Below are 19,906 nucleotides of genomic sequence, written 5' to 3'. Positions count from 1 at the left end.
ACAGATGACACAGATGGATACCCCCGTGTCGTCGGCCGCTGAGCCGCTGGAACCTGTTGCAAAGAACTCTGCTGCACAAGTCCTGACGGCCAGCGTGGTCGGCACGACGATCGAATTCTTCGATTTCTATGTTTATGCAACGGCTGCCGTTCTGGTTTTCCCGGCACTGTTCTTCCCGGGCTCGGACCCGACGAGCGCGCTCCTCGCCTCGTTCGCGACCTTCTCGATCGCCTTTTTCGCCCGTCCGCTCGGCGCCATCGTGTTCGGCCATTACGGCGACCGCATCGGCCGCAAGACGACGCTCGTGGCCGCGCTCCTTACCATGGGCATTTCCACGGTGGTGATCGGCCTTCTGCCGACCTATGAGCAGATCGGCGTTCTCGCACCGCTGCTTTTGGCGCTTTGCCGTTTCGGCCAGGGTTTCGGCCTCGGTGGAGAATGGGGCGGCGCGGTTCTGCTGGCCACCGAAAACGCACCTCCGGGCAAGAAGAGCTGGTACGGCATGTTCCCGCAGCTGGGCGCACCGCTCGGTCTGTTCCTGTCGTCGGGCGTGTTCTGGATACTCCTGCATTTCATGTCGCAGGAAACGCTTCTGTCCTGGGGCTGGCGTGTGCCGTTCATCGCCTCGATCGCGCTGATCGCCATCGGCCTGTGGGTGCGTCTGTCGATTACCGAAACCCCGGCTTTCCAGAAGGCCATCGACAAGCACGAGCGCGTCGAGGTTCCGGTCGCCGAACTGTTCCGCAAGCATAAGCGCAGCCTCGTGCTCGGCACCTTCGTGGCGCTCGCCACCTTCGTGCTCTTCTACATCGGCTCGGCCTATCTTCTGTCCTACAACGTTAAGGTCCTGAAGATGCCGTTCCTCGATGCGCTGGAAGTGCAGCTTCTCGGCTCGGTCGTATTCGGCATCTTCATCGTCGTGATCGGCAAGCTGGCGGAAAAATACGGCCGCCGCGAGATGCTGATCGTCACGACCGCACTGATCGCCGCGTTCTCGTTCTTCCTGCCTTACCTGATGACCAACGGCGAAGGCATGATCTTCCTGTTCGTGGTTCTCGCCATGGTGCTGATGGGCATGACCTACGGCCTGATCGGCACGGCACTTGCCGCTCCGTTCCCGACCTCGGTGCGTTACACCGGCTCGTCGATCACCTTCAACTTCGCCGGCATTTTCGGCGCCTCGCTGGCACCCTATATTGCCACCTATCTTCAGGCGAATTACGGCATGACCTATGTCGGCTACTACCTCTTCGTAGCCGCCCTGATCACGCTCGCCTGCATCTTCCTGTCGGGCAAGGACGAAGTCTGATCCTCGACTGGATGAACTGACGAAAAAGCCCGCGAGACCGATGGTTTCGCGGGCTTTTTCGTATTCAATGAGGATCGCTATTCGCCAAAGTGCGCCCGGCTTTTTCGGCGCTCCTGCCGCTTATCGAAGATGATCCACGCAAGGCCTATGACCGCTGGCACAGCGGGAAGGATGTAAAGGTAGAAAGCCATTGTGAAGGTCATATTCCAAGCCTTCCTAAAAGTTGTCTCGCTATCCAATGTCGTATCAAGGCCGCCAAAAGCCAAACCATCGTTGATATGCCGATTCTTAGCGTGAGACTTTCCAGGCTACCGCTGCAGAGAACGATGTTATCAAAGCAACGAAACCCGCAACAGCGTAAGCGGTCGATAAGCGATCAAGATTGGCGGCTGCCAGCTTCAACCGTTCGTTCCGAACAAGAACGCGTCGCCGCTCTTACTTTTCATCATAACCGGCATCGGACATCGATCACCCCGCCGACCGATGGCGCTACTTGTCGGCGTGAACCCGCACCTTGCGGCGTGCGCAACGCTCGTTCAGGAGCACCGCAATCCAGCCTGCGCCCGCGATCACGAACGGCAATATGTAGAGGAAGAAAAATGTCGGGGCATTCATGATATCAGCCCTCCAAGAGCGCGTCTTGCACTCAAATGTAGTATCAAAGCCCCCAAAAGCCAAGCCACGGTGGAAACCGCGGTCGAAAGCGAAATGCTGAACGACATCGCGCCGCTTGAGAGCGACACTGCCGGGCAATGAAACCGGCCGCGACGCAAGCCGTGGAAAGCCGGTCCAATGAATTGGCGAGCAGCTTGGTCCGTTCATTGTGTACCAGCGTCATCAACGCCTCACAAACGGACCAGCAGAGCCGATCATCACTCCGTCGTCAGGCCCTGAAAGGGACGCACCTCACGGCCGGGCATGAAGACGCCGAGGCGCTTGATTTCCCATTCCAGCTTGATGCCATGCTCTTCGAACACGCGCTGGCGCACCATCTCGCCAAGATATTCGAGATCGTAACCGGAGGCATGGCCGATATTGATCATGAAATTGCAATGCAGCGCGGACATCTGGGCGCCACCGTTCATCAGGCCACGGCAACCGGCTTCGTCGATCACCTTCCACGCCGAATGGCCTTCGGGGTTCTTGAAGGTCGAACCACCGGTCTTTTCCTTGACCGGCTGCACGGTTTCACGGTGCTGGCGCACGGCGTCCATTTCGGCGCGGATCTTTGCGCGGTCGTCCGGATACCCTTCGAACACGGCATGGGTGAAGATCAGGCCGGCGGGAGCCGAGGAATGGCGATAGCTGTAACCCATGTCGGCATTGGAGAGCACGTGCTTGTTGCCCTGACGGTCAACTGCATGGACTTCGACAACGCGATCCTTGGTTTCGGTGCCATTGGCGCCGGCATTCATGCGCAGCGCGCCGCCAATCGAGCCGGGAATGCCGTAATAGAAGGCGAAACCGCCGATGCCGTTGTCCATGGCCATGGCGGCGACATGCTTGTCCGGGCAGATGGCGCCGGCCTTGATGCGATTTTCACCCGCCAGTTCGACCTGGCCAAAACCCTTGGCCGAGAGGCGCAAAACGACACCGGCAATGCCACCATCGCGCACCAGCAGGTTGGAGCCAACGCCGACAACCGTCAACGGCACGTCTTCCGGCAGAAGTTTCAGGAAGGTGACGAGATCATCGACATCATGCGGCTGGAACATCAGCTCGGCCAGGCCACCGGCCTGAAACCAGGTGACCTTGTCCATCGGCGCATCGGGCGTCAGCCGTCCGCGGATGTCCTTGACGCCCTCACCGAGCGAAGCCAGCAACCGTTCCCCATTCACCTGCTTCATTGCGTATGCCCCGAAATGCCCTGCAATTCCTTTGGCAGCGATGCTGCCCAGTGCGTGATGTTACCCGCACCCAAAAGAACCACGAAATCGCCCGGCTTGGCAATGGTGGCGACGATGCCGGCGAGCGCTTCCGGCGAGGCCATGAAGCGTGCATCGCGGTGCCCACCGGCGCGGATGCGCGATGCGAGCGTCTCGGAATCGGTGCCTTCGATCGGGTCCTCGCCCGCCGCATAGACGGGCGCCAGAATGATGCTGTCGGCATCGTTGAAGCAGGTCACGAAATCTTCGAACAGGCTGTGAAGGCGCGTGTAACGATGCGGCTGGTGGACGGCGATGACACGCCCCGTGCAGCTTTCGCGCGCAGCCTTGAGCACGGCCTTGATCTCGACCGGATGGTGACCGTAATCGTCGAAGATCGACACGTCGTTCCAGGTGCCGGTCAGCGTGAAGCGGCGTTTTACCCCACCGAAAGCGGCAAGCCCCTTGCGGATGTCTTCTTCGGAAATACCAAGACGGTTGGCGACCGCGATTGCAGCCGTGGCATTGGAAATATTGTGGCGGCCCGGCATGGGCAGCGTCAGGTCCTTGAAGGAGAAGACGCGGCCGGTGCGGCGACGGCGGATTTCAACGTCGAAGATCGCCTTGGTGCCTTCCATGCGCACATTCGAGAAGCGGGCATCGGCCTGCGGGTTTTCACCATAGGTGACGACCTTGCGGTCCTCGATCTTGCCAACCAGCGCCTGCACTTCCGGGTGGTCGATGCACATCACGCCAAAACCATAGAAGGGCACATTTTCCACGAACTGGCGGAAAGCGGCGCGCACGGCGTCGAAATTGCCGTAATGGTCTAGATGTTCCGGGTCGATATTGGTGACGACTGCAACGTCGGCCGGCAGTTTGAGGAAGGTCCCGTCGGACTCGTCGGCCTCCACCACCATCCACTCGCCCTCGCCCATGCGGGCATTGGTACCGTAGGCATTGATGATGCCGCCATTGATGACGGTCGGATCGAGATTGCCGGCTTCGAGCAGCGTTGCGACCATTGACGTGGTCGTGGTCTTGCCATGCGTGCCGCCGATCGCGATGGCATTGCGGAAACGCATCAGCTCGGCCAGCATTTCGGCGCGGCGCACCACCGGCAGTGATTTTTCACGCGCGGCGATCAGTTCCGGATTGGATTTCTTGATGGCGGTGGACACGACCACGACTTCGGCATCACCGAGATTTTCCGCCTGATGACCAACGAAAACCGGGATGCCCTTGTCGCGCAGGCGCTGCACATTGGCGCTGTCGGACTGGTCGGAGCCCTGAACCTTATGGCCAAGGTTATGCAGCACTTCGGCAATGCCGCTCATGCCGATGCCGCCGATACCGATGAAATGGACGAGGCCGATGGCCTGCGGCATCTTCATGCCCGAACTCCTTTGAACTGCGCGATCCCTTGCGCCCCGGCAATAGCGACAACCATGTCTGCAAGCAAGGTCGTCGCATGCGGACGGCCGGCCTGCCTGGCGGCTTCCGCCATTTTTGCCAGACGCTCAGGCTCGTGAAGCGCCGCTTTCAGCTTCTCCGCCAGACGCTCCGGCGAAAGCTCCGCTTGCGACACGACTTCGGCACCACCGGTTGCAACGAGGGCCGCGGCATTGGCGGCCTGATCGTGATCGAGCGCGTAAGGATAAGGGACAAGAATGGATGGGCGGCCAATGACCGACACTTCCGAAACGGTAGAGGCGCCGGAGCGGCAGATGACGAGATGGGCGGACGCAAGACGCTCTGCCATATCGGGGAAGAAGGCCGAAACATCCGGCGACATCTTCAGCTTGGCAAAGCAGGAGCCGACCTGATCCTGATCTTCCGGACGTGCCTGCTGGGTCAGCACGATACGATTGCGCTCGCTCTCGTCAAGAAGGCTCAACGCCGTCGGAATGGCGCGCGAAAAGAACTGCGCGCCCTGGCTGCCGCCGAAAACGACGAGGTTGAACGGCTGGCCCTCGAGGCTTGGCTGATAAGGCGTGTTGGCAGCGGCAAGCACGGCAGGACGCACCGGATTGCCGGTCGTCACCGTCTTGTCGGCGTAAGCACCGGCGCCTTCCGGCAGAAAGCCGCCGGCAATCACCTTGACCCGCTTGGCAAGCGCCTTGTTGGCGCGGCCCATCACAGCGTTCTGCTCATGGATCATCGAGGGTACGCCGAGCCCGGTCGCGGCCAGAAGGGGCGGAACGGTCGGGTAACCACCGAAACCGACCACAGCGAGCGGCTTGATCCGCCCGATCAACTTGCGAGCAGCGCGCAGCCCGGTCCACAGCTTGAACAGCGATTTCGCCACGGCAACCGGGTTCTTCGAGCCGATCGTCGCGGATGGCACGACATGGATTTCGTCGGCCGGAAATTTGCCGGCAAAACGCTCGGCACGGCTGTCGGTCACCAGATGCACGGAATAACCGCGCGCCTTCAACTCATGAGCCAGTGCTTCGGCCGGAAACAGATGGCCGCCGGTTCCCCCGGCGGCAAGCAGAATGATGCCTTTAGTCATGAAACCCTTTTACTCCGCCGGCACCGCAGATGTCACGCGGAACAGGCTGCGTTCCTGTGCACGCTTTTCCGGGCGGTGGCGCGTCAGTGCCAGAATGAAGCCGGCGGTGACGGCAACCGCGATCATCGAGGAACCACCATAGGAAATCAGCGGCAAGGTCATGCCCTTGGCCGGGATGAGTTCGAGATTGACGCTGATATTGATCATCGACTGCACACCGAGTTGCAGCACGAGACCCGCAACAGCAAAACGGTTGAAATCATTACGCTCACGAAAAGCGTGACCAAGGCCCCGCAGAACGATGAAGGCAAAGATCGCGACCAGAACCATGCAGAACAGGATGCCGAATTCTTCCGCCGCGACGGAAAAGATGAAGTCGGTATGGCTGTCGGGGATGATACGCTTGTAGATGCCCTCGCCAGGTCCAAGGCCGAACCAGTTGCCGTTGATGATGGCGTCGCGGGCGGTGTCGACCTGGAAGGTGTCCCCCTCACCGGTCCAGAAGCGGTCGATACGACCGGCTACGTGCGGCAGCATGTAATAGGCGGTCATGACGCCACCCACACCGAGACCACCGAGCAGGACGATCCACAGCCACGGCATGCCGGCCATGAAGAACATGCCGCCCCAGACAGCGCTGGTCAGGATGGTCTGTCCAATATCGGGCTGCGCGACGAGAAGCGCACCGACGATGCCGAACAGGATGATGGCGAAGAGGTTGCCAGGAATTTCGGGCTGGCGTGCGTGCTCGGCAAACAGCCAGGCACAGACGACGACGAAGGCGGGTTTCATGAATTCGGAGGGCTGGATCGACAGGCTGCCAAAGTTGACCCAGCGCCGTGCTCCCTTGACCTCGACGCCGAAAAATAGCGCCAGCACCATCATGCCCAGCGCCACGGCCAGCAGGATGATCGCAGTCCGGCGGATCTGGCGCGGCGAAAACAGCGACAAGCCCACCATGACCATGATCGAGGGCACAAGGAACATCGCGTGCCGTTCGACGAAGTGAAAGCTGTCGAGGCCGAGACGTTCTGCCACTGCGGGAGATGCGGCAAAGGACAGCATGAAGCCGATCCCCATCAGGAGAATGAAAGCCGCCAGAAAGAAGCGGTCGATCGTCCAGAACCACTCTGCCAGTGGCCCACGGTCTACGCGGCTTACCATCGTCACATCTCCTTGTTGGGCTCGACCAGCATCGTCACACCGTCAAGACCTGCGACCTCGGTAACGAAAGCATCACCGCGGACCTCGAAATTCTTGAACTGATCGAAGCTGGCGCAAGCCGGCGACAGCATCACGGCAGACGCCTCGCCGTCTTCGGCAGCATCGGCCGCCGCATGCGCAACAGCCTGGGCAAGCGTGCCGGAAATCTCGAACGTCACGGCATCGCCCAGCGTCGCGGCAAATTGCGGCGCCGCCTCTCCGATCAGATAGGCTTTGACGATACGCGGGAAGAGTGGAGCGAGGCTTGTGATGCCACCTTCCTTAGGCAAGCCACCGGCGATCCAGTAGATACGGTCATAACTCGACAGCGCAGGCGCTGCGGCTTCGGCATTGGTCGCCTTGCTATCGTTGACGAACACGGCCTGACCACGACGGCCGACAGGCTGCATGCGGTGTTTCAGGCCGGGGAAACTTTTGAGACCCAGACGAATCTCTTCGATGGAAACGCCGACCGCAAGGCAGGCGGCAATCGCCGCCGCGGCGTTCTGGGCGTTATGGGCACCTTTCAGCGTATCGATGCCGGCGAGATCTGCCAGCTCAGAGATCTTGCCGCTGTGCGCGCCGAGAATACGGCTGCCTTCGGCATAAAGCCCTTCTGCGACCGGATTGCGCTTGGAGATGCGCTCGACCTTCACGCCGGTGCGTTCGACGCGGTCTGCGATCAGGGCACAAAAGCTGTCGTCGACGCCGATGACGGCCGTATTAGAACCGGCAACCAGGCGTTCCTTGATATCGGCGTAATGCTGCATCGTGCCGTGGCGGTCGAGATGGTCAGGCGTCAGGTTGAGAAGAATGCCGGCGGATGGGTTCAACGTCGGTGCCAGGTCGATCTGGTAGGACGAGCACTCTACCACATAAAAACGCTCGGCTTTGGGCGGATCGAGCGTCAGAATGGCAGTGCCTATATTGCCGCCGAGTTGGGTATCACGGCCGCTGGATTTGAGGATATGCGCGATCAGCGCCGTCGTCGTCGACTTGCCGTTGGTGCCGGTAATGGCGATCAGAGGGCAATCCGGCGCACGCGCGCGGCGTTCGCGCACGAAAAGTTCGACATCGCCGATTACCTCGACACCGGCTGCACGGGCCAGATCGACCGTCCAGTGCGGTTTCGGGTGGGTGAGCGGCACGCCGGGCGACAGCACAAGCGCGGAAAGCGAAGGCCAGTCCAGCTCCCGTAGATCTGCCGTCGTTACGCCTTCGTCGGCCGCCCTGGCGACGCTGTCGGGATTGTCGTCCCATGCGGTGACGAGAGCGCCACCGGCCACCAGCGCCTTTGCCGTCGCCAGCCCCGAGCCCCCGAGGCCGAAGAGAGCGACTTGTTTGCCAGAAAACGTGGAGACCGGGATCATGGAGTAATCAGCGCAGCTTGAGGGTGGAAAGGCCGAGAAGGGCAAGGCCGACGGCGATGATCCAGAAGCGGATCACCACCTGGCTTTCTGTCCAGCCGAGCTTTTCGAAATGGTGGTGGATCGGCGCCATCAGGAAGACGCGCTTGCCCGTCAATTTGAAGAAACCGACCTGGATGATGACAGACAGGGTTTCCATGACGAACAGGCCGCCGATGATGGCCATGACGATCTCGTGCTTGGTGGCAACCGCGACCGAACCGATCAGACCTCCAAGCGCGAGCGAGCCGGTGTCGCCCATGAAAATGGCGGCGGGCGGCGCGTTGAACCACAGGAACCCAAGACCGGCCCCGATGACCGCGCCCAGAATAACGGCAAGCTCACCCGTGCCGGGCACGAAATTGATCTGCAGGTAATTGGAAAAGACGGCGTTGCCGGCGACATAGGAAATGATGCCGAAGGAAGCTGCCGCAATCATCACCGGCACGATGGCAAGACCATCGAGCCCGTCCGTCAGGTTGACGGCATTGCCGGCCGCAACGATGACGAAACCACCGAACAGCACGAAGAAGATGCCGAGATTGATGACGAAATCCTTGACGAAGGGAAAGGCGATTGACGAGCCGAGCGTCGATCCGTTCTGACCGGTGGCGAGCGCCATGCGCATCATGAAGAAAGTAGCGATGCCAGCGATCAGGAACTCGATGCCCAGACGCGCCTTGCCGGAAAAGCCCTTATCCGACTGTTTCGTGACCTTGAGGTAATCGTCGTAAAAGCCGATGGCGCCAAAACCAAGGGTCACCAGCAGGGTCGAGACCACGTAGATATTGGACAGATCGGCCCACAGCAGCGAGCCACCCAGAATGCCGGCAAGGATCATCAGCCCGCCCATCGTGGGTGTGCCGGCCTTCTTGAAATGGGTCTGAGGGCCGTCGGCGCGGATTGGCTGGCCCCTGCCCTGGCGCACGCGCAGCGAGTCGATGATGCGCGGACCGAACATGAAAACGATGAAGGCGGAGGTGAAGGCAGCGGCGCCCGTCCGGAAGGTGATATACCGGAACAGGTTGAAAAATTGGACGTGGTCCGCCAGTTCGACTAGCCAGATCAGCATGTTGGCCCTTTCTCGGAAGCCGGGATCAAGAGTGCGGCTCCGTGTCTGCGAAGGCCGGATAGTTGTCAATAAGAGCGTCGATAATCTTGCGGAAACCAAGCCCCAGCGAGGATTTGACCATCAGCACGTCGCCGGGAACGACCGACTGTACGCAGTAATCCGCGAGCGCCTGCGTCGTTTCGAAATAGGCCACCTCGACGCTGCCGGGTAATGCGTCGCGCAATGCGGCCATTTCACGGCCGGCCAGCCAGACATGTTCGATGCCCGCCGCCAGAAGTGCGCCGGCCACGTTTTGATGCACCTTGGTGGAATGCTCGCCCATTTCCAGCATGTCGCCAAGCACTGCGACCCGGCGGCCCGAAAGTTCCGGCTCATGTGCGGCCAGAAGCGCTATGGCGGCCCGCATCGAGGCCGGATTGGCGTTATAGCTCTCGTCAATCAGGGTCAGGTGGCCTTCGCCGATGCCGAGCCTGTGCCGTTCGCCGCGCCCCTTCACGGGCTTCAGCTCGGCCAATGCCTGCTTGGCTGCGCCCATGTCGGCACCGAACAGCGACACCACAGCAAGCGCCGCCATGGCATTTTCCGCGATGTGGCGGCCGGGTGCGCCGATGCGGACTTCTGTCGTATCGCCCTGCAGCGTCGCCCAGATGGTCGAGCCCTCGGCATTGCCTTCGAAATCCGCCAGACGGAAATCGGCTCTCGCATGCTGGCCGAACGTCAGGACGTTTTCCACGCCGGCGGCCTGCGCCGCCTTGTCCAAGAGATCGTATTGCGGGATGTCGCGATTGATCAGCGCCGCACCGCCCGGCAACACGCCTTCGAAAATCTCGGCCTTGGCCTGCGCAATCTCGTCGAGATCGCGGAAGTGGCCGAGATGGGCGGCGGCAATGGTGGTGACGACAGCCACATGCGGGCGCACCATGGCGACCAGCGGGCGGATTTCGCCGGGATGGTTCATGCCGATTTCGAACACGCCGAAATAGGTGTCGATCGGCATGCGGGCGAGCGTCAACGGCACGCCCCAGTGATTGTTGAAGGAGGCGACGGCGGCATGCACCTTGCCGGAAGGGGCGAGAGCGTGGCGCAGCATTTCCTTCGTGGTCGTCTTGCCGACCGAACCAGTTACGGCGACGATCTGGGCACGGCTGCGCTTGCGGGCCGCAACGGCGAGCCTGCCGAGCGCTTCAAGTACGTCCTCAACAACGATCATCGGCACCGACAGGCGGCCCATGGCCGGCAGCTTGCCCTCGGCAACAACGATCAGCGCCGCACCGTTGGCAACCGCGACGCCGGCATAGTCGTGTCCGTCGACGCGATCACCCTTGATGGCAAAAAAGGCTTCGCCTTCTCCGATCGAGCGGCTGTCGATGGAAATGCCGGTAATGCCAGCCGGCAATGCGCCAACCGGGCGGCCATCCATCACGGCGGTCATTTCATCACAGGTCCAGAGCACGCTCACGACTTCAGGCCCTCCAGTGCTTTTCGAACCTCGACATGATCGGAAAACGGCAGGGTCGTTGAACCGATGGTCTGCCCCTCTTCATGGCCCTTGCCGGCAACGATCAGCGTGTCGCCTGCGTGCAGCAGGGAAACGGCGTGGCGAATTGCCTTGGCACGGTCACCGATCTCGATAGCGCCGGGAGCGGCTGCCATGATTTCCGAGCGGATTGTTTCAGGCTGTTCCGAGCGCGGATTGTCGTCCGTGACGATCACCACATCGGCAAGCCGCGTGGCGATTTCCCCCATGATCGGACGCTTGCCCTTGTCACGATCGCCACCGCAGCCGAACACCACGACGACGCGGCCGGTGGTGAAGGGACGCACGGAAGAGAGCACGTTCTGCAGCGCATCCGGCTTATGGGCGTAATCGACATAGGCCGGCGCGCCGTCCAACGTCTGGCCGACCAGCTCAAGACGGCCGGAAGCACCGACCAGTTTTTCGAGCGCGGCCATCGCCTTTTCGGCTGAAACGCCGGTGCACATGGCGAGACCTGCGGCAACCAGCGCATTGGCGATCTGGAAATCACCGGCGAGCGGAATATCGACCTCGAAGATACGGCCCTCGGCGGTAATTTCGGCGGTCTGCTTGTGACGGAAATGCTCGACGCGCTTGAGCGTCAGGTAGGAACCTTTGCGGCCGACGGTGCGGACATCGAGCCCGGAGGCGCTGGCAACGCGAATGGCTTCCTGCGACCACGGATCGTCGGAGAAGATCACCGCCGGCGAGCCCTTGGGCATCAGCGTATCGAACAGCCGCATCTTGGCGGCCATGTAGGATTCCACGGTCGGGTGATAATCCATGTGGTCGCGGCCGAGATTGGTGAAGCCGGCGGCCGCTAGTCGAACGCCATCGAGGCGGCTCTGGTCGAGGCCGTGGCTGGAGGCTTCCATGGCGGCATGCGTCACGCCTTCCGATGCCAGTTCGGCGAGCAGCGCATGCAGCGCGATTGGATCAGGCGTGGTGAGCGAACCGTAATCGTTGCGGGTGGGCGACACGACGCCGGTCGTGCCGATCATCGCAGCCGGGTGGCCTGCATATGCCCAGATCTGGCGAGTAAACGAAGCAACCGAGGTCTTGCCAGCCGTACCGGTGACGGCGACCATGGTATCCGGTTGCGCACCAGAGAATTTTGCTGCCGCCAGCGCCAGAAAACGGCGCGGATTGTCGACGGTCAGGACCGGAATGCCGACATCGGCCGGATGCGCTGCGATCGCAACCACCGCGCCGCGCGCGGCGGCGTCTCCGATAAAGCCTGCGCCATCCGCCTTACTGCCGGCCATGGCGAAGAACAGCGCGCCGGGAACAACCTTACGGCTGTCAGAAGCGACCGCCTTGATCTCGACATCCCCAACGGGACCGTTCACAGCCTCGGCAAGCTCAGGAAAATCTGTGCCGATCAGCTCTCTCAATATCATTTCTGCCCTCTCCTTCCGGGGGCCGGATCAGACCGGCCCGCGAATCGTCGTGCCATTCATTATGACCTAATAGGACACGAGCAAGGCGGAGCCATTTTCACCAAACGAAGGTTGTACACCGAGAATAGGGGCCGACCGTGCGATGATCTCCTTGACCATCGGTGCAGCGGAGGTCGCAGCAAGCGCCGCCCCATTGCCCTTGTCGGTTTTCGGTTCGTCGGAAAAGCTCAAAACGACGTAGCGCGGATTGCTCATCGGGAAGGCTGCCAGGAAGGCGTTGAAGTTCTTGTCGTGGGCATAGCGACCGTTGACGACCTTGTCGGCCGTACCGGTCTTGCCGCCGACATCGAACCCGTCGACGCGGGCATTACGGCCCGAACCCTTCGAACCGTTCCATTCGAACAGATAGCGCATGTCGCGGCTGGTGGTCGGCTTCATCACCTGACTGGCCACTTCCGCCGCCTGCTCTTGCGTGCGCGGCAGGAATGTCGGCGGATAAAGGACGCCGCCGTTGACCAGAGCCGCACCCGCGACGGCGGTTTGCAGCGGCGTAGTCGAGACGCCGTGGCCGAAGGAGATCGTGATCGAGTTGATCTTCTTCCATTCGCGCGGCTGGCTGGGGTTTGCCACTTCCGGCAGCTCCGTATGCATGCGGCTGAGCAGACCAAGACGCGTCAGGAAAGCCTTGTGCTCCGTGATGCCGACAGCGTCCGCAACTTTGCCGGTGCCGATATTGGAGGAATACTGGAAGACTTCCGGAATGGACAGGACACGCCCCTTGCCGTGGAAATCCTTGATAGTGAAGCCGCCGATGCGGATAGGGAAACGCGCATCGATCGTGTCGTTCAGCGAAATCTTGGAGTAATCGAGGCCCATGGCGAGCGTGAAGGACTTGAAGGTGGAGCCCATTTCGAACGTGCTGTTCGTCATGCGGTTCATCCAGCCTTCCGGACCGTTGGCATTCGGATCGTTCGGATCGAAATCCGGCGCCGAGGCCATGCCGAGAATCTCACCGGTATGAACGTCGATCACCACGGCCCCGCCGCCGATCGACTTGTATTTGTCTATGGAACTTGCGACCACATCGCGCACGATCGACTGCACGCGCACGTCGATCGACAGCTTGACCGGTTCGAGCGGCTGACTGGACGTCATGCCGACGGCAGCGAGATCGGCCAGCCCCTGGCTGTCGATATAGCGTTCCATGCCGGAGACGCCGCGATTGTCGATATTGACGTAACCGACGATATGCGCGGCTGTCGGACCGCCCGGATAGAAGCGCCGCTTTTCCGGGCGAAAGCCGATGCCAGGAATGCCAAGCGCCAGAATCTGGCTCTGTTGTTTCGGCGTCAACTGCCGCTTCAGCCACTGGAACCGGCTCTTGGACGACAGCTTGGTATAGGTGCCCTTGACGTCGAGATCATGCAGTACCGTCGACAGCTTTTCGATGACCTCATCGGCATCGACGATCTTGTGGGGTTCGGCAAACAGCGAAACGGTGCGGATGTCGGTGGCAAGAAGCGCACCGTTGCGGTCAACGATATCCGGACGCGATGCCATCAGCCGGTCGGCGGGCGGAATACTCGACGTCGTCTGCGGTTCGCTCATGGCGTAAAACACCATGCGTGCGCCGATCACGCAGTAGAGCGCGGCAAACCCGAAGATGACGAGACCGACCCTGTTGCGCGCCTGCTGCGCCTTGCGTTTGCGGATGCCCTCGAAATTCGCGCCGGCCTTGCGTGACGAGACGCCACGGGCACCAGTCGAGAAATGCCCCCTGCTCTTCAGCACCATGATCCGGGAAAGAAAAGACATCAGCGGTTTACCGATCCGGTTGAAATTGAGTCTACGCGTACTGACCCGCGTGCTACCGGAACGGGGATGCGCGAAGCTGGAGGCGACGCTTTTGCGGCTGCCACACCGCGGATCGCCTTGGCCACTTCGTCATCGGCGCCCGCGATCAGCTGCTCGATCGAGGTTTCCGGCTGCGGCAGCTGCGATTTGAGCATGGGCAACTCGTTGGGCTGCGAAAGCTGAGTGGTTTCGGTGGAGACGAGCTGCAGTTCCTGCTGGTAGGTGCCGATAAGATGCTGCAGGCGGTTGGGCTGCGTTTGCAGCGCCCAGTCGGCTTTGAGAAGATCGATCGTGTCGCGCTCAAGCCGGATTTCCGTCTGCAGTCGATGCACCTCTTCCAGTTTCAGTTCGGCGCGGTGCTTGATCGTGTAGGTGACGACGGCCGCGGCCGTCATGGCGCCGATGAGAACGATATCAAAGCTTCTGAGCATGCTTAGGCTCCCATCGTTGCTAGGCTTGCGAGGTCGGGGAGGTCGAAAATGGACATATTGAAGGAACCGTGGGGCGCCGTGGTACGCAGGCCCGCACGCAGCTTTGCGGAACGGGCGCGCGGGTTGAGCTCCGCCTCTTCTTCGGTGGCACCGATCATCGGCTTGCCGATGGTCTCGAACACGACCGGCCGCTCTTCGACCAGCGGCATATGGCGCGAGCCTGCGGCCTTGCCGGAACGGTCAGCGAAGAATTTCTTGACGATGCGATCTTCCAGCGAATGGAACGTCACCACGACGAGGCGACCACCGGGCTTGAGCGACCGTTCGGCGGCAAACAGCGCCTGCGCCAGCTCGCCCAGTTCGTCGTTGACGAAGATGCGCAGCGCCTGGAAGACGCGGGTAGCCGGATGGATCTTGTCCTTGGCGCGCCGCGGATTGACGGTTTCGATCAGATTGGCCAGATCGCGCGTCGTCGTGAACGGTTCCTGTGCACGGCGCTTTTCGATAGCACGGGCGATGCGGCCGGCATGGTTCTCCTCGCCGAGGAAACCGAAGATGCGGGTGAGGTCGCCAACCTTGGCGCGATTGACAACGTCCGCTGCGGAAACGCCGGAAGCCGACATGCGCATATCGAGGGGTCCGTTGCGCTGAAAGGAAAAGCCACGCTCGGCTTCGTCGATCTGCATGGAGGACACGCCGATATCGAGCACGACACCATCGAGACCGCCTTCCGGCGCATGCTGATCGAGACTGGAAAACTGCGAATGGATGAGCGAAAGACGACCGCCGCTTGCCTTGACCAGAGACTGACCACCCGCAATCGCCGTCGGATCGCGGTCGAGCGCAATGACATCGGCGCCAGCATCGAGAATGGCCGAGGTATAACCGCCTGCGCCAAACGTGCCGTCGAGAATGATCTCGCCCGCCTTCGGCTGCAGCGATGTCAGAACTTCGCGGAGAAGAACCGGGATGTGGCGAACCGATCCGCCATCGGCTTCAGGTGTCCCGTCGCCAAGATTCGCCGCCATCCCGTTTCCTCGTCCTACTGAGGGCGCGACAGACTCGAGCGCCCTTCTCTTGCTGCCGCCTGCGCCTCGTGAAACGCATGCGGCTGCCAAAGCTGAAAATGATCCGAGCGCCCGACAAAGGTCACGTCCGCACTGATTCCCGTGAAGTCCCGGATGAAATCCGTGACCATCAGCCGGCCTTCGGCATCGAGCCTCATGAAAACGCCGCCACCGTGAACCAGCAGCGACATCCTGTTCGCTTCCGGCGAGAACGGATCGACCGCCTCGATCTGCCGCTCGTACCGCTCGAGCAGATCCAGACCGCCGACGCTGATCGCCGGGAAGACGAGGTCCTGGAGGCAATAAAGCTCCTGAACACCCCGCTGCGCCAACACGGAACGGAACAGCGCCGGCACGGAAACCCGCCCCTTCGCATCGATCCTGTTCGTCGCATTGGACAGGAAGCGGTTCATTACGCCAAACATCCACTTCCGAAAGCCGCCGAACGAAAAACATGTCGGCCGAAACACACCGCGCGATCCCGGACAGAAGCCACGACCCAGCAGCCGGATGACCATAAGCCCATCCGCCTTTCCGTTTCCGGAACTGGTCGAAACTGTCTGATTGAGGGGCCTTGCGCGACCCTTGTGCAGTGCAGTTTTGGGATAACATGGGACCATATGGGCGTCAATGGGAAGCGCCGGGCAAACCGGAACGCGACATTGTTTATTTATAACCTGTTAAGTTTAACAAACAGTTAGCGCGGGAAGTCGGCAGATCACCTGCGCCCATGCGCGGAAATGACCCGCCTCCACAGGTTAAGTTATTGCCTCACCTGTCAGATTAGAAAGAAGGCGGATATCGACAGTAGCGCAGGAAACAATCTGGGCGCGCATAAGCGATGGCGCAACTCTACGCCAGGGCGTGAACCGCTTCCCGGCCAGTGATACGCCCCGGCATCGCCATGGGCGGTCCTGCCGCCTTCAGAGTGTGAAGACCAGTTGGCCTGTAAGCCGGGTTCTGTATGGCGCCGGTAAAAAACCGGCACGTGGCAGCCATTCATCTGGGACGCCGTTTGCACGACGCCTCACGCAACCCACCCGGATGACTGGCCCGAAAACCGGCTGTAGCCCGTCTTGCGACGAAGCCCGCGTCATCCCTATTCGGTCTTGCTCCCGGTGGGGTTTACCATGCCGCCGCTGTTACCAGAAGCGCGGTGGGCTCTTACCCCACCCTTTCACCCTTACCCGGCCTGAACCGGGCGGTATCCTTTCTGTGGCACTTTCCCTGGGGTCGCCCCCGCCGGACGTTATCCGGCACCGCGTTTTCGTGGAGCCCGGACTTTCCTCACCCTACCGCCTTTCGGCATTGGTAAAGCGCGGCTGCCCGGCCAACTGGTCCGCGCTCCTTAGACGAGACAGGGCCGAAATGCCACCGGGAAAACGCCAGCTGGCGCCAATCATAGGAAATGGGCGGGGAAACCATTGGCCGGCGCATAGACGTCGTCCTCGATCCGGCCATGGAAAAGCAGTTCTGCGCCAAGCCTGCCGATTTCGTCAGAACTCTTGGCTGCGGCTCCGCAGCCACCTGTAAGCACCCCGGTGCGGTCCGAGACCATGGAAATGGCGGGGTAACCGGTCGGCGTGAAAGAGGTGACGCAGGCGGCCATTGAACTCCTTGACAGATCCACTTCGGGCACGAGTTTGGCCACCACCGAGGCCAGATGACGGTGGGTGCTTTCGCGTCCGCCGGACCGGAACCATGCCCGGATCTCCGGTTCGCTGCGAAGCTCCACATTGTTGGGGTCGCCTCCGATCTTGAGATAGAACCTGCCGTCGGGATAGCGCACCGGCGGCAGCATGTAGATCCCCTCCGCCGCATCCGTCCACCGCCAGATCAGCGACGGCATGCCGGCGAATGCCGCCATCTGCGCCTCGTCGATTTCGAAGAAGGACACGGTACGGCCGTAGACCTTCAGGTCGAGCCGGGCCCCCAGCAATCTTTCGGCGATGGAAAAGCCGCCCGCAGCCACCAGAACCTTGTCCGCCGTGTAGGTCTTGCCCTCGGCAGTCGTGATCGTGACGAGACCGGCCCCCTCGCGCGTGGCGGTGACCGTCTCGCGGATGACGGTCGCGCCCTGCCGCTCCGCCAGAAGGGTCTGCGCCTTCACCAGCCGGCGCGGATTGATATGCCCGGCATTCATCCGCTCGAAAATGCCATCGCTCCCCCGCGGGAAGGCGAAATACGGAAAGGCCTCGACGAGACCGGAATCGTTCATATCCTCCGTCGCCACGGCAAGCGCTGCTGCTGCCTTCTGCACGCGACCGACATAGCTCAGATCGTCATCGTGGCGTTGCGGACCCACCACAAGGCAGCCGACCGGGGCGTAGAAATCGATGCCGCTCTCTGCGGCAATGGTCCCGTAACGGGCAATCGAGCGATTGGCGAGTCGCGCCCAGGTCGCATCCGGATCGATCGTGCGGGTAATGCGCGCTTCATCATAGTGGCTGGCAAACACGCCGGTGTGACTGGCCGTATCGGCAGGCTCCGCCGGTCCGATCACCGCAACGCCATCCGTCCAGAGCGAAAGATGGCGTGCGGCAGCCGCGCCCATCATGCCGCAACCGATGATGATGAATTTGAAATGCCCGTTCATATCCTGCTCGCGTTCCGTCGTAAGCGATGATGCCCAGACACTTGTAGCGGTTTGCGGAATCAATTCCAGAGCAAGACGGACGATGATCGGTCAGGCGTAACGCGGCAGCGAGGCCAGCAGGCGATGCAGGGTATCGATGGTCGACATATCGGCAATGCCGTCAACGCGTTCGGTTCGGAAATGCCGCTGGAATGCTTCCACGACGCCCTGCGTATGCTCGCAGAACTGCCCGGTGATCTCGATACCGTAACCGTAAAGCGCCAGCATCGATTGCAGTGCCTCGACCGGCTGGCCGCTGTCGCCGCGCTGGAAGAAGCGACCGCCGGAAATCGGCGTCGGCGCGACCCAATGGCCGATCCCGGCCTGGTGCAGCCGACGCCATGGAAAGTTTTCGCCCGGATCGACCTTGCGGATCGGCGCCACATCGGAATGACCGAGAATGTGCTGCGGCGCGATCGAGCGACGGCGCGCAATATCGCGACAGAGATCGATCACCGCCTCGACCTGCGCACCGGGAAAGGGCGGAAGTCCGCCGGGGTGGCCTGCATTGGCGATCTCGATACCGATCGAACGGGAATTGGTATCCGCCTCGCCTTCCCACACGCTCTTGCCGGCATGCCAGGCACGCCGGCCCTCTGGCACCAACTGGAATACGGTACCGTTTTCGCGAACGAAATAATGGCTCGATACCTGGCTGCCCGGATTGCACAGCCAGGAGAGCGCCTCATCCTCGCCGCTCATGCCGGTATAGTGCAAGATGATCATGTCGGGCTCGCGCCCGCCTGCCCGCTCACCGTGATTGGGCGACGGCATCAGCGAGGCGCCGATATGCTCGGATTTGACCGCGCTCATGCTGCGCGGCGTTCTTTTTCGATTTCCGAATAGGCGGCGTTAAGGGCAGCCATGCGCTCGGTTGCGGCCGCATGCAGCGCCGCCGGCACACCGCGCGCGTGCAGCTTGTCGGGATGATGCTCGATCACCAGACTGCGATAGCGCTTGCGGATCGTGGCAAAATCGTCTTCCGGCGAAACGCCGAGCACGAGATAGGGGTCGCGCCCTTCCAACTCCACATGACGCGCCATGATACGGCGGAAATGATGTTCGTCGATCCCGAAGATCTCGGCGATGCGGGCAAGGAAAGACAGTTCCTTCTCATGCAGAAGGCCATCCGCCTTGGCGATATGGAACAGGCCATCGACGACGTTTTCCAGCATCGGGCAGTTATGCGTCCCGGTGCCACACAGGTTGGCAAGCTTCGAGGCATAGGCTTCGTAGCCGGCCACGTCCTGACGCGCCAGATTGTAGAGACGCGCGACGTTCTGGGCTTCTTCCGGCGGAAAATCGAAGATCTGACGGAAAGCCGTCACTTCCTTTTCGTTCACATTGCCATCGGCCTTGGCCATCTTGGCCGAAAGCGCGATGATGGCGACGGAAAACGACACCTGACGCCGTGTTTCCGGGTCTCCTTCGAAAACGGTACGGATTGCCTCCACCACGCGCGACAGCGCGCCGCCGGCCGCATCGCCGATCGCGCCCAGCAGCTTTTCCCAGAGAGATGAAATTTGGAGGCAGGCAAAATCGATGATCATCGCGCCACATGACCAGTTTTCATCGATTTTTGCAAGGCTGGGACAAGCCGCACACAAGAGCTCCGATCATCACTTTCGTGCGA

Annotated in this window: 17 protein-coding genes and 1 other RNA gene; 1 reads left to right on the top strand and 17 read right to left on the bottom strand. The window is 61.3% G+C overall.

Annotated elements, in window-relative coordinates; all coding sequences use genetic code 11:
* Positions 1-4 precede the first annotated feature (4 nt).
* Positions 5-1,309, top strand: coding sequence for an MFS transporter (locus tag ACQKKX_RS04025; RefSeq protein ID WP_427569039.1), 1,305 nt, complete (start codon positions 5-7; stop codon positions 1,307-1,309).
* Between the two features lie 489 nt (positions 1,310-1,798).
* Here ACQKKX_RS04025 and ACQKKX_RS04020 read toward each other — a convergent pair whose 3' ends face one another.
* The 17 genes from ACQKKX_RS04020 to ACQKKX_RS03940 form a co-directional block, all read right to left on the bottom strand.
* Positions 1,799-1,924 carry a hypothetical protein gene (locus ACQKKX_RS04020; RefSeq protein WP_427569037.1) on the bottom strand — a complete coding sequence of 42 codons (126 nt, stop codon included), beginning with the start codon at positions 1,922-1,924 and terminating at the stop codon, positions 1,799-1,801.
* Between the two features lie 257 nt (positions 1,925-2,181).
* Positions 2,182-3,156, bottom strand: coding sequence for a UDP-N-acetylmuramate dehydrogenase (murB, locus tag ACQKKX_RS04015; protein ID WP_427569035.1), 975 nt, complete (start codon positions 3,154-3,156; stop codon positions 2,182-2,184).
* Positions 3,153-4,568, bottom strand: a complete 1,416-nt coding sequence (murC, locus tag ACQKKX_RS04010) for a UDP-N-acetylmuramate--L-alanine ligase (RefSeq protein ID WP_427569033.1) — start codon at positions 4,566-4,568, stop codon at positions 3,153-3,155. Before murC ends, murB begins: the two co-directional genes overlap by 4 nt.
* Positions 4,565-5,689 (bottom strand): undecaprenyldiphospho-muramoylpentapeptide beta-N-acetylglucosaminyltransferase, encoded by a 1,125-nt coding sequence (gene murG / locus ACQKKX_RS04005; RefSeq protein ID WP_427569032.1) that lies wholly within the window; start codon positions 5,687-5,689, stop codon positions 4,565-4,567. The genes murC and murG overlap by 4 nt, the downstream gene beginning before the upstream one ends.
* Before the next feature lie 9 nt (positions 5,690-5,698).
* Complete coding sequence (gene ftsW, locus ACQKKX_RS04000; RefSeq protein WP_427569031.1) at positions 5,699-6,853, bottom strand: putative lipid II flippase FtsW; 1,155 nt, start codon at positions 6,851-6,853, stop codon at positions 5,699-5,701.
* 2 nt (positions 6,854-6,855) lie between these two features.
* Complete coding sequence (gene murD, locus ACQKKX_RS03995) at positions 6,856-8,262, bottom strand: UDP-N-acetylmuramoyl-L-alanine--D-glutamate ligase (RefSeq protein ID WP_427569030.1); 1,407 nt, start codon at positions 8,260-8,262, stop codon at positions 6,856-6,858.
* A 7-nt stretch (positions 8,263-8,269) separates the two neighbouring features.
* On the bottom strand, positions 8,270-9,370 hold the full coding sequence (gene mraY, locus ACQKKX_RS03990) for a phospho-N-acetylmuramoyl-pentapeptide-transferase (protein ID WP_427569029.1): 1,101 nt from the start codon (positions 9,368-9,370) through the stop codon (positions 8,270-8,272).
* A gap of 25 nt (positions 9,371-9,395) precedes the next feature.
* Entirely contained in the window at positions 9,396-10,829 is a 1,434-nt protein-coding gene (locus ACQKKX_RS03985) for a UDP-N-acetylmuramoylalanyl-D-glutamyl-2,6-diaminopimelate--D-alanyl-D-alanine ligase (RefSeq protein WP_427569027.1), read from the bottom strand.
* Positions 10,826-12,286 (bottom strand): UDP-N-acetylmuramoyl-L-alanyl-D-glutamate--2,6-diaminopimelate ligase, encoded by a 1,461-nt coding sequence (locus tag ACQKKX_RS03980; protein ID WP_427569026.1) that lies wholly within the window; start codon positions 12,284-12,286, stop codon positions 10,826-10,828. Before ACQKKX_RS03980 ends, ACQKKX_RS03985 begins: the two co-directional genes overlap by 4 nt.
* Before the next feature lie 66 nt (positions 12,287-12,352).
* Positions 12,353-14,101 (bottom strand): peptidoglycan D,D-transpeptidase FtsI family protein, encoded by a 1,749-nt coding sequence (locus tag ACQKKX_RS03975; RefSeq protein WP_427569023.1) that lies wholly within the window; start codon positions 14,099-14,101, stop codon positions 12,353-12,355.
* The gene (ftsL, locus tag ACQKKX_RS03970) at positions 14,101-14,571 is read right to left on the bottom strand and encodes a cell division protein FtsL (RefSeq protein ID WP_427569021.1); all 471 of its coding nucleotides are present in this window, start codon (positions 14,569-14,571) and stop codon (positions 14,101-14,103) included. The genes ACQKKX_RS03975 and ftsL overlap by 1 nt, the downstream gene beginning before the upstream one ends.
* 2 nt (positions 14,572-14,573) lie before the next feature.
* Positions 14,574-15,599, bottom strand: coding sequence for a 16S rRNA (cytosine(1402)-N(4))-methyltransferase RsmH (gene rsmH / locus ACQKKX_RS03965; protein WP_427569019.1), 1,026 nt, complete (start codon positions 15,597-15,599; stop codon positions 14,574-14,576).
* Positions 15,600-15,613: 14 nt separating this feature from the next.
* Positions 15,614-16,051 carry a division/cell wall cluster transcriptional repressor MraZ gene (gene mraZ, locus ACQKKX_RS03960; RefSeq protein WP_427569017.1) on the bottom strand — a complete coding sequence of 146 codons (438 nt, stop codon included), beginning with the start codon at positions 16,049-16,051 and terminating at the stop codon, positions 15,614-15,616.
* A 520-nt stretch (positions 16,052-16,571) separates the two neighbouring features.
* Positions 16,572-16,976, bottom strand: an RNA gene (gene rnpB / locus ACQKKX_RS03955) — RNase P RNA component class A.
* A gap of 61 nt (positions 16,977-17,037) precedes the next feature.
* Positions 17,038-18,234: an NAD(P)/FAD-dependent oxidoreductase gene (locus ACQKKX_RS03950; protein WP_427569014.1), complete on the bottom strand. Its 1,197-nt coding sequence runs from the start codon at positions 18,232-18,234 to the stop codon at positions 17,038-17,040.
* Positions 18,235-18,324: 90 nt separating this feature from the next.
* Positions 18,325-19,086: an N-acetylmuramoyl-L-alanine amidase gene (locus ACQKKX_RS03945; RefSeq protein WP_427569011.1), complete on the bottom strand. Its 762-nt coding sequence runs from the start codon at positions 19,084-19,086 to the stop codon at positions 18,325-18,327.
* Positions 19,083-19,823: a TerB family tellurite resistance protein gene (locus ACQKKX_RS03940; protein ID WP_427569009.1), complete on the bottom strand. Its 741-nt coding sequence runs from the start codon at positions 19,821-19,823 to the stop codon at positions 19,083-19,085. The genes ACQKKX_RS03945 and ACQKKX_RS03940 overlap by 4 nt, the downstream gene beginning before the upstream one ends.
* Positions 19,824-19,906 lie beyond the last annotated feature (83 nt).

Origin of the sequence: Neorhizobium sp. NPDC001467, from assembly GCF_050275975.1 — a bacterium.
Classification (GTDB): Bacteria; Pseudomonadota; Alphaproteobacteria; order Rhizobiales; family Rhizobiaceae; genus Neorhizobium.
Note: the sequence above shows the minus strand (reverse complement) of the source record. Positions and strands in the feature narration are given on the sequence as shown.

Excerpts from the sequence above, each read along its gene's own strand:
- ACQKKX_RS04025 (WP_427569039.1), top strand. The coding sequence starts at position 5 with ATGACACAGATGGATACCCCCGTGTCGTCGGCCGCTGAGCCGCTGGAA.
- ACQKKX_RS04020 (WP_427569037.1), bottom strand. The coding sequence starts at position 1,924 with ATGAATGCCCCGACATTTTTCTTCCTCTACATATTGCCGTTCGTGATC.
- murB (WP_427569035.1), bottom strand. The coding sequence starts at position 3,156 with ATGAAGCAGGTGAATGGGGAACGGTTGCTGGCTTCGCTCGGTGAGGGC.
- murC (WP_427569033.1), bottom strand. The coding sequence starts at position 4,568 with ATGAAGATGCCGCAGGCCATCGGCCTCGTCCATTTCATCGGTATCGGC.
- murG (WP_427569032.1), bottom strand. The coding sequence starts at position 5,689 with ATGACTAAAGGCATCATTCTGCTTGCCGCCGGGGGAACCGGCGGCCAT.
- ftsW (WP_427569031.1), bottom strand. The coding sequence starts at position 6,853 with ATGGTAAGCCGCGTAGACCGTGGGCCACTGGCAGAGTGGTTCTGGACG.
- murD (WP_427569030.1), bottom strand. The coding sequence starts at position 8,262 with ATGATCCCGGTCTCCACGTTTTCTGGCAAACAAGTCGCTCTCTTCGGC.
- mraY (WP_427569029.1), bottom strand. The coding sequence starts at position 9,370 with ATGCTGATCTGGCTAGTCGAACTGGCGGACCACGTCCAATTTTTCAAC.
- ACQKKX_RS03980 (WP_427569026.1), bottom strand. The coding sequence starts at position 12,286 with ATGATATTGAGAGAGCTGATCGGCACAGATTTTCCTGAGCTTGCCGAG.
- ACQKKX_RS03975 (WP_427569023.1), bottom strand. The coding sequence starts at position 14,101 with ATGTCTTTTCTTTCCCGGATCATGGTGCTGAAGAGCAGGGGGCATTTC.
- ftsL (WP_427569021.1), bottom strand. The coding sequence starts at position 14,571 with ATGCTCAGAAGCTTTGATATCGTTCTCATCGGCGCCATGACGGCCGCG.
- rsmH (WP_427569019.1), bottom strand. The coding sequence starts at position 15,599 with ATGGCGGCGAATCTTGGCGACGGGACACCTGAAGCCGATGGCGGATCG.
- mraZ (WP_427569017.1), bottom strand. The coding sequence starts at position 16,051 with ATGAACCGCTTCCTGTCCAATGCGACGAACAGGATCGATGCGAAGGGG.
- ACQKKX_RS03950 (WP_427569014.1), bottom strand. The coding sequence starts at position 18,234 with ATGAACGGGCATTTCAAATTCATCATCATCGGTTGCGGCATGATGGGC.
- ACQKKX_RS03945 (WP_427569011.1), bottom strand. The coding sequence starts at position 19,086 with ATGAGCGCGGTCAAATCCGAGCATATCGGCGCCTCGCTGATGCCGTCG.
- ACQKKX_RS03940 (WP_427569009.1), bottom strand. The coding sequence starts at position 19,823 with ATGATCATCGATTTTGCCTGCCTCCAAATTTCATCTCTCTGGGAAAAG.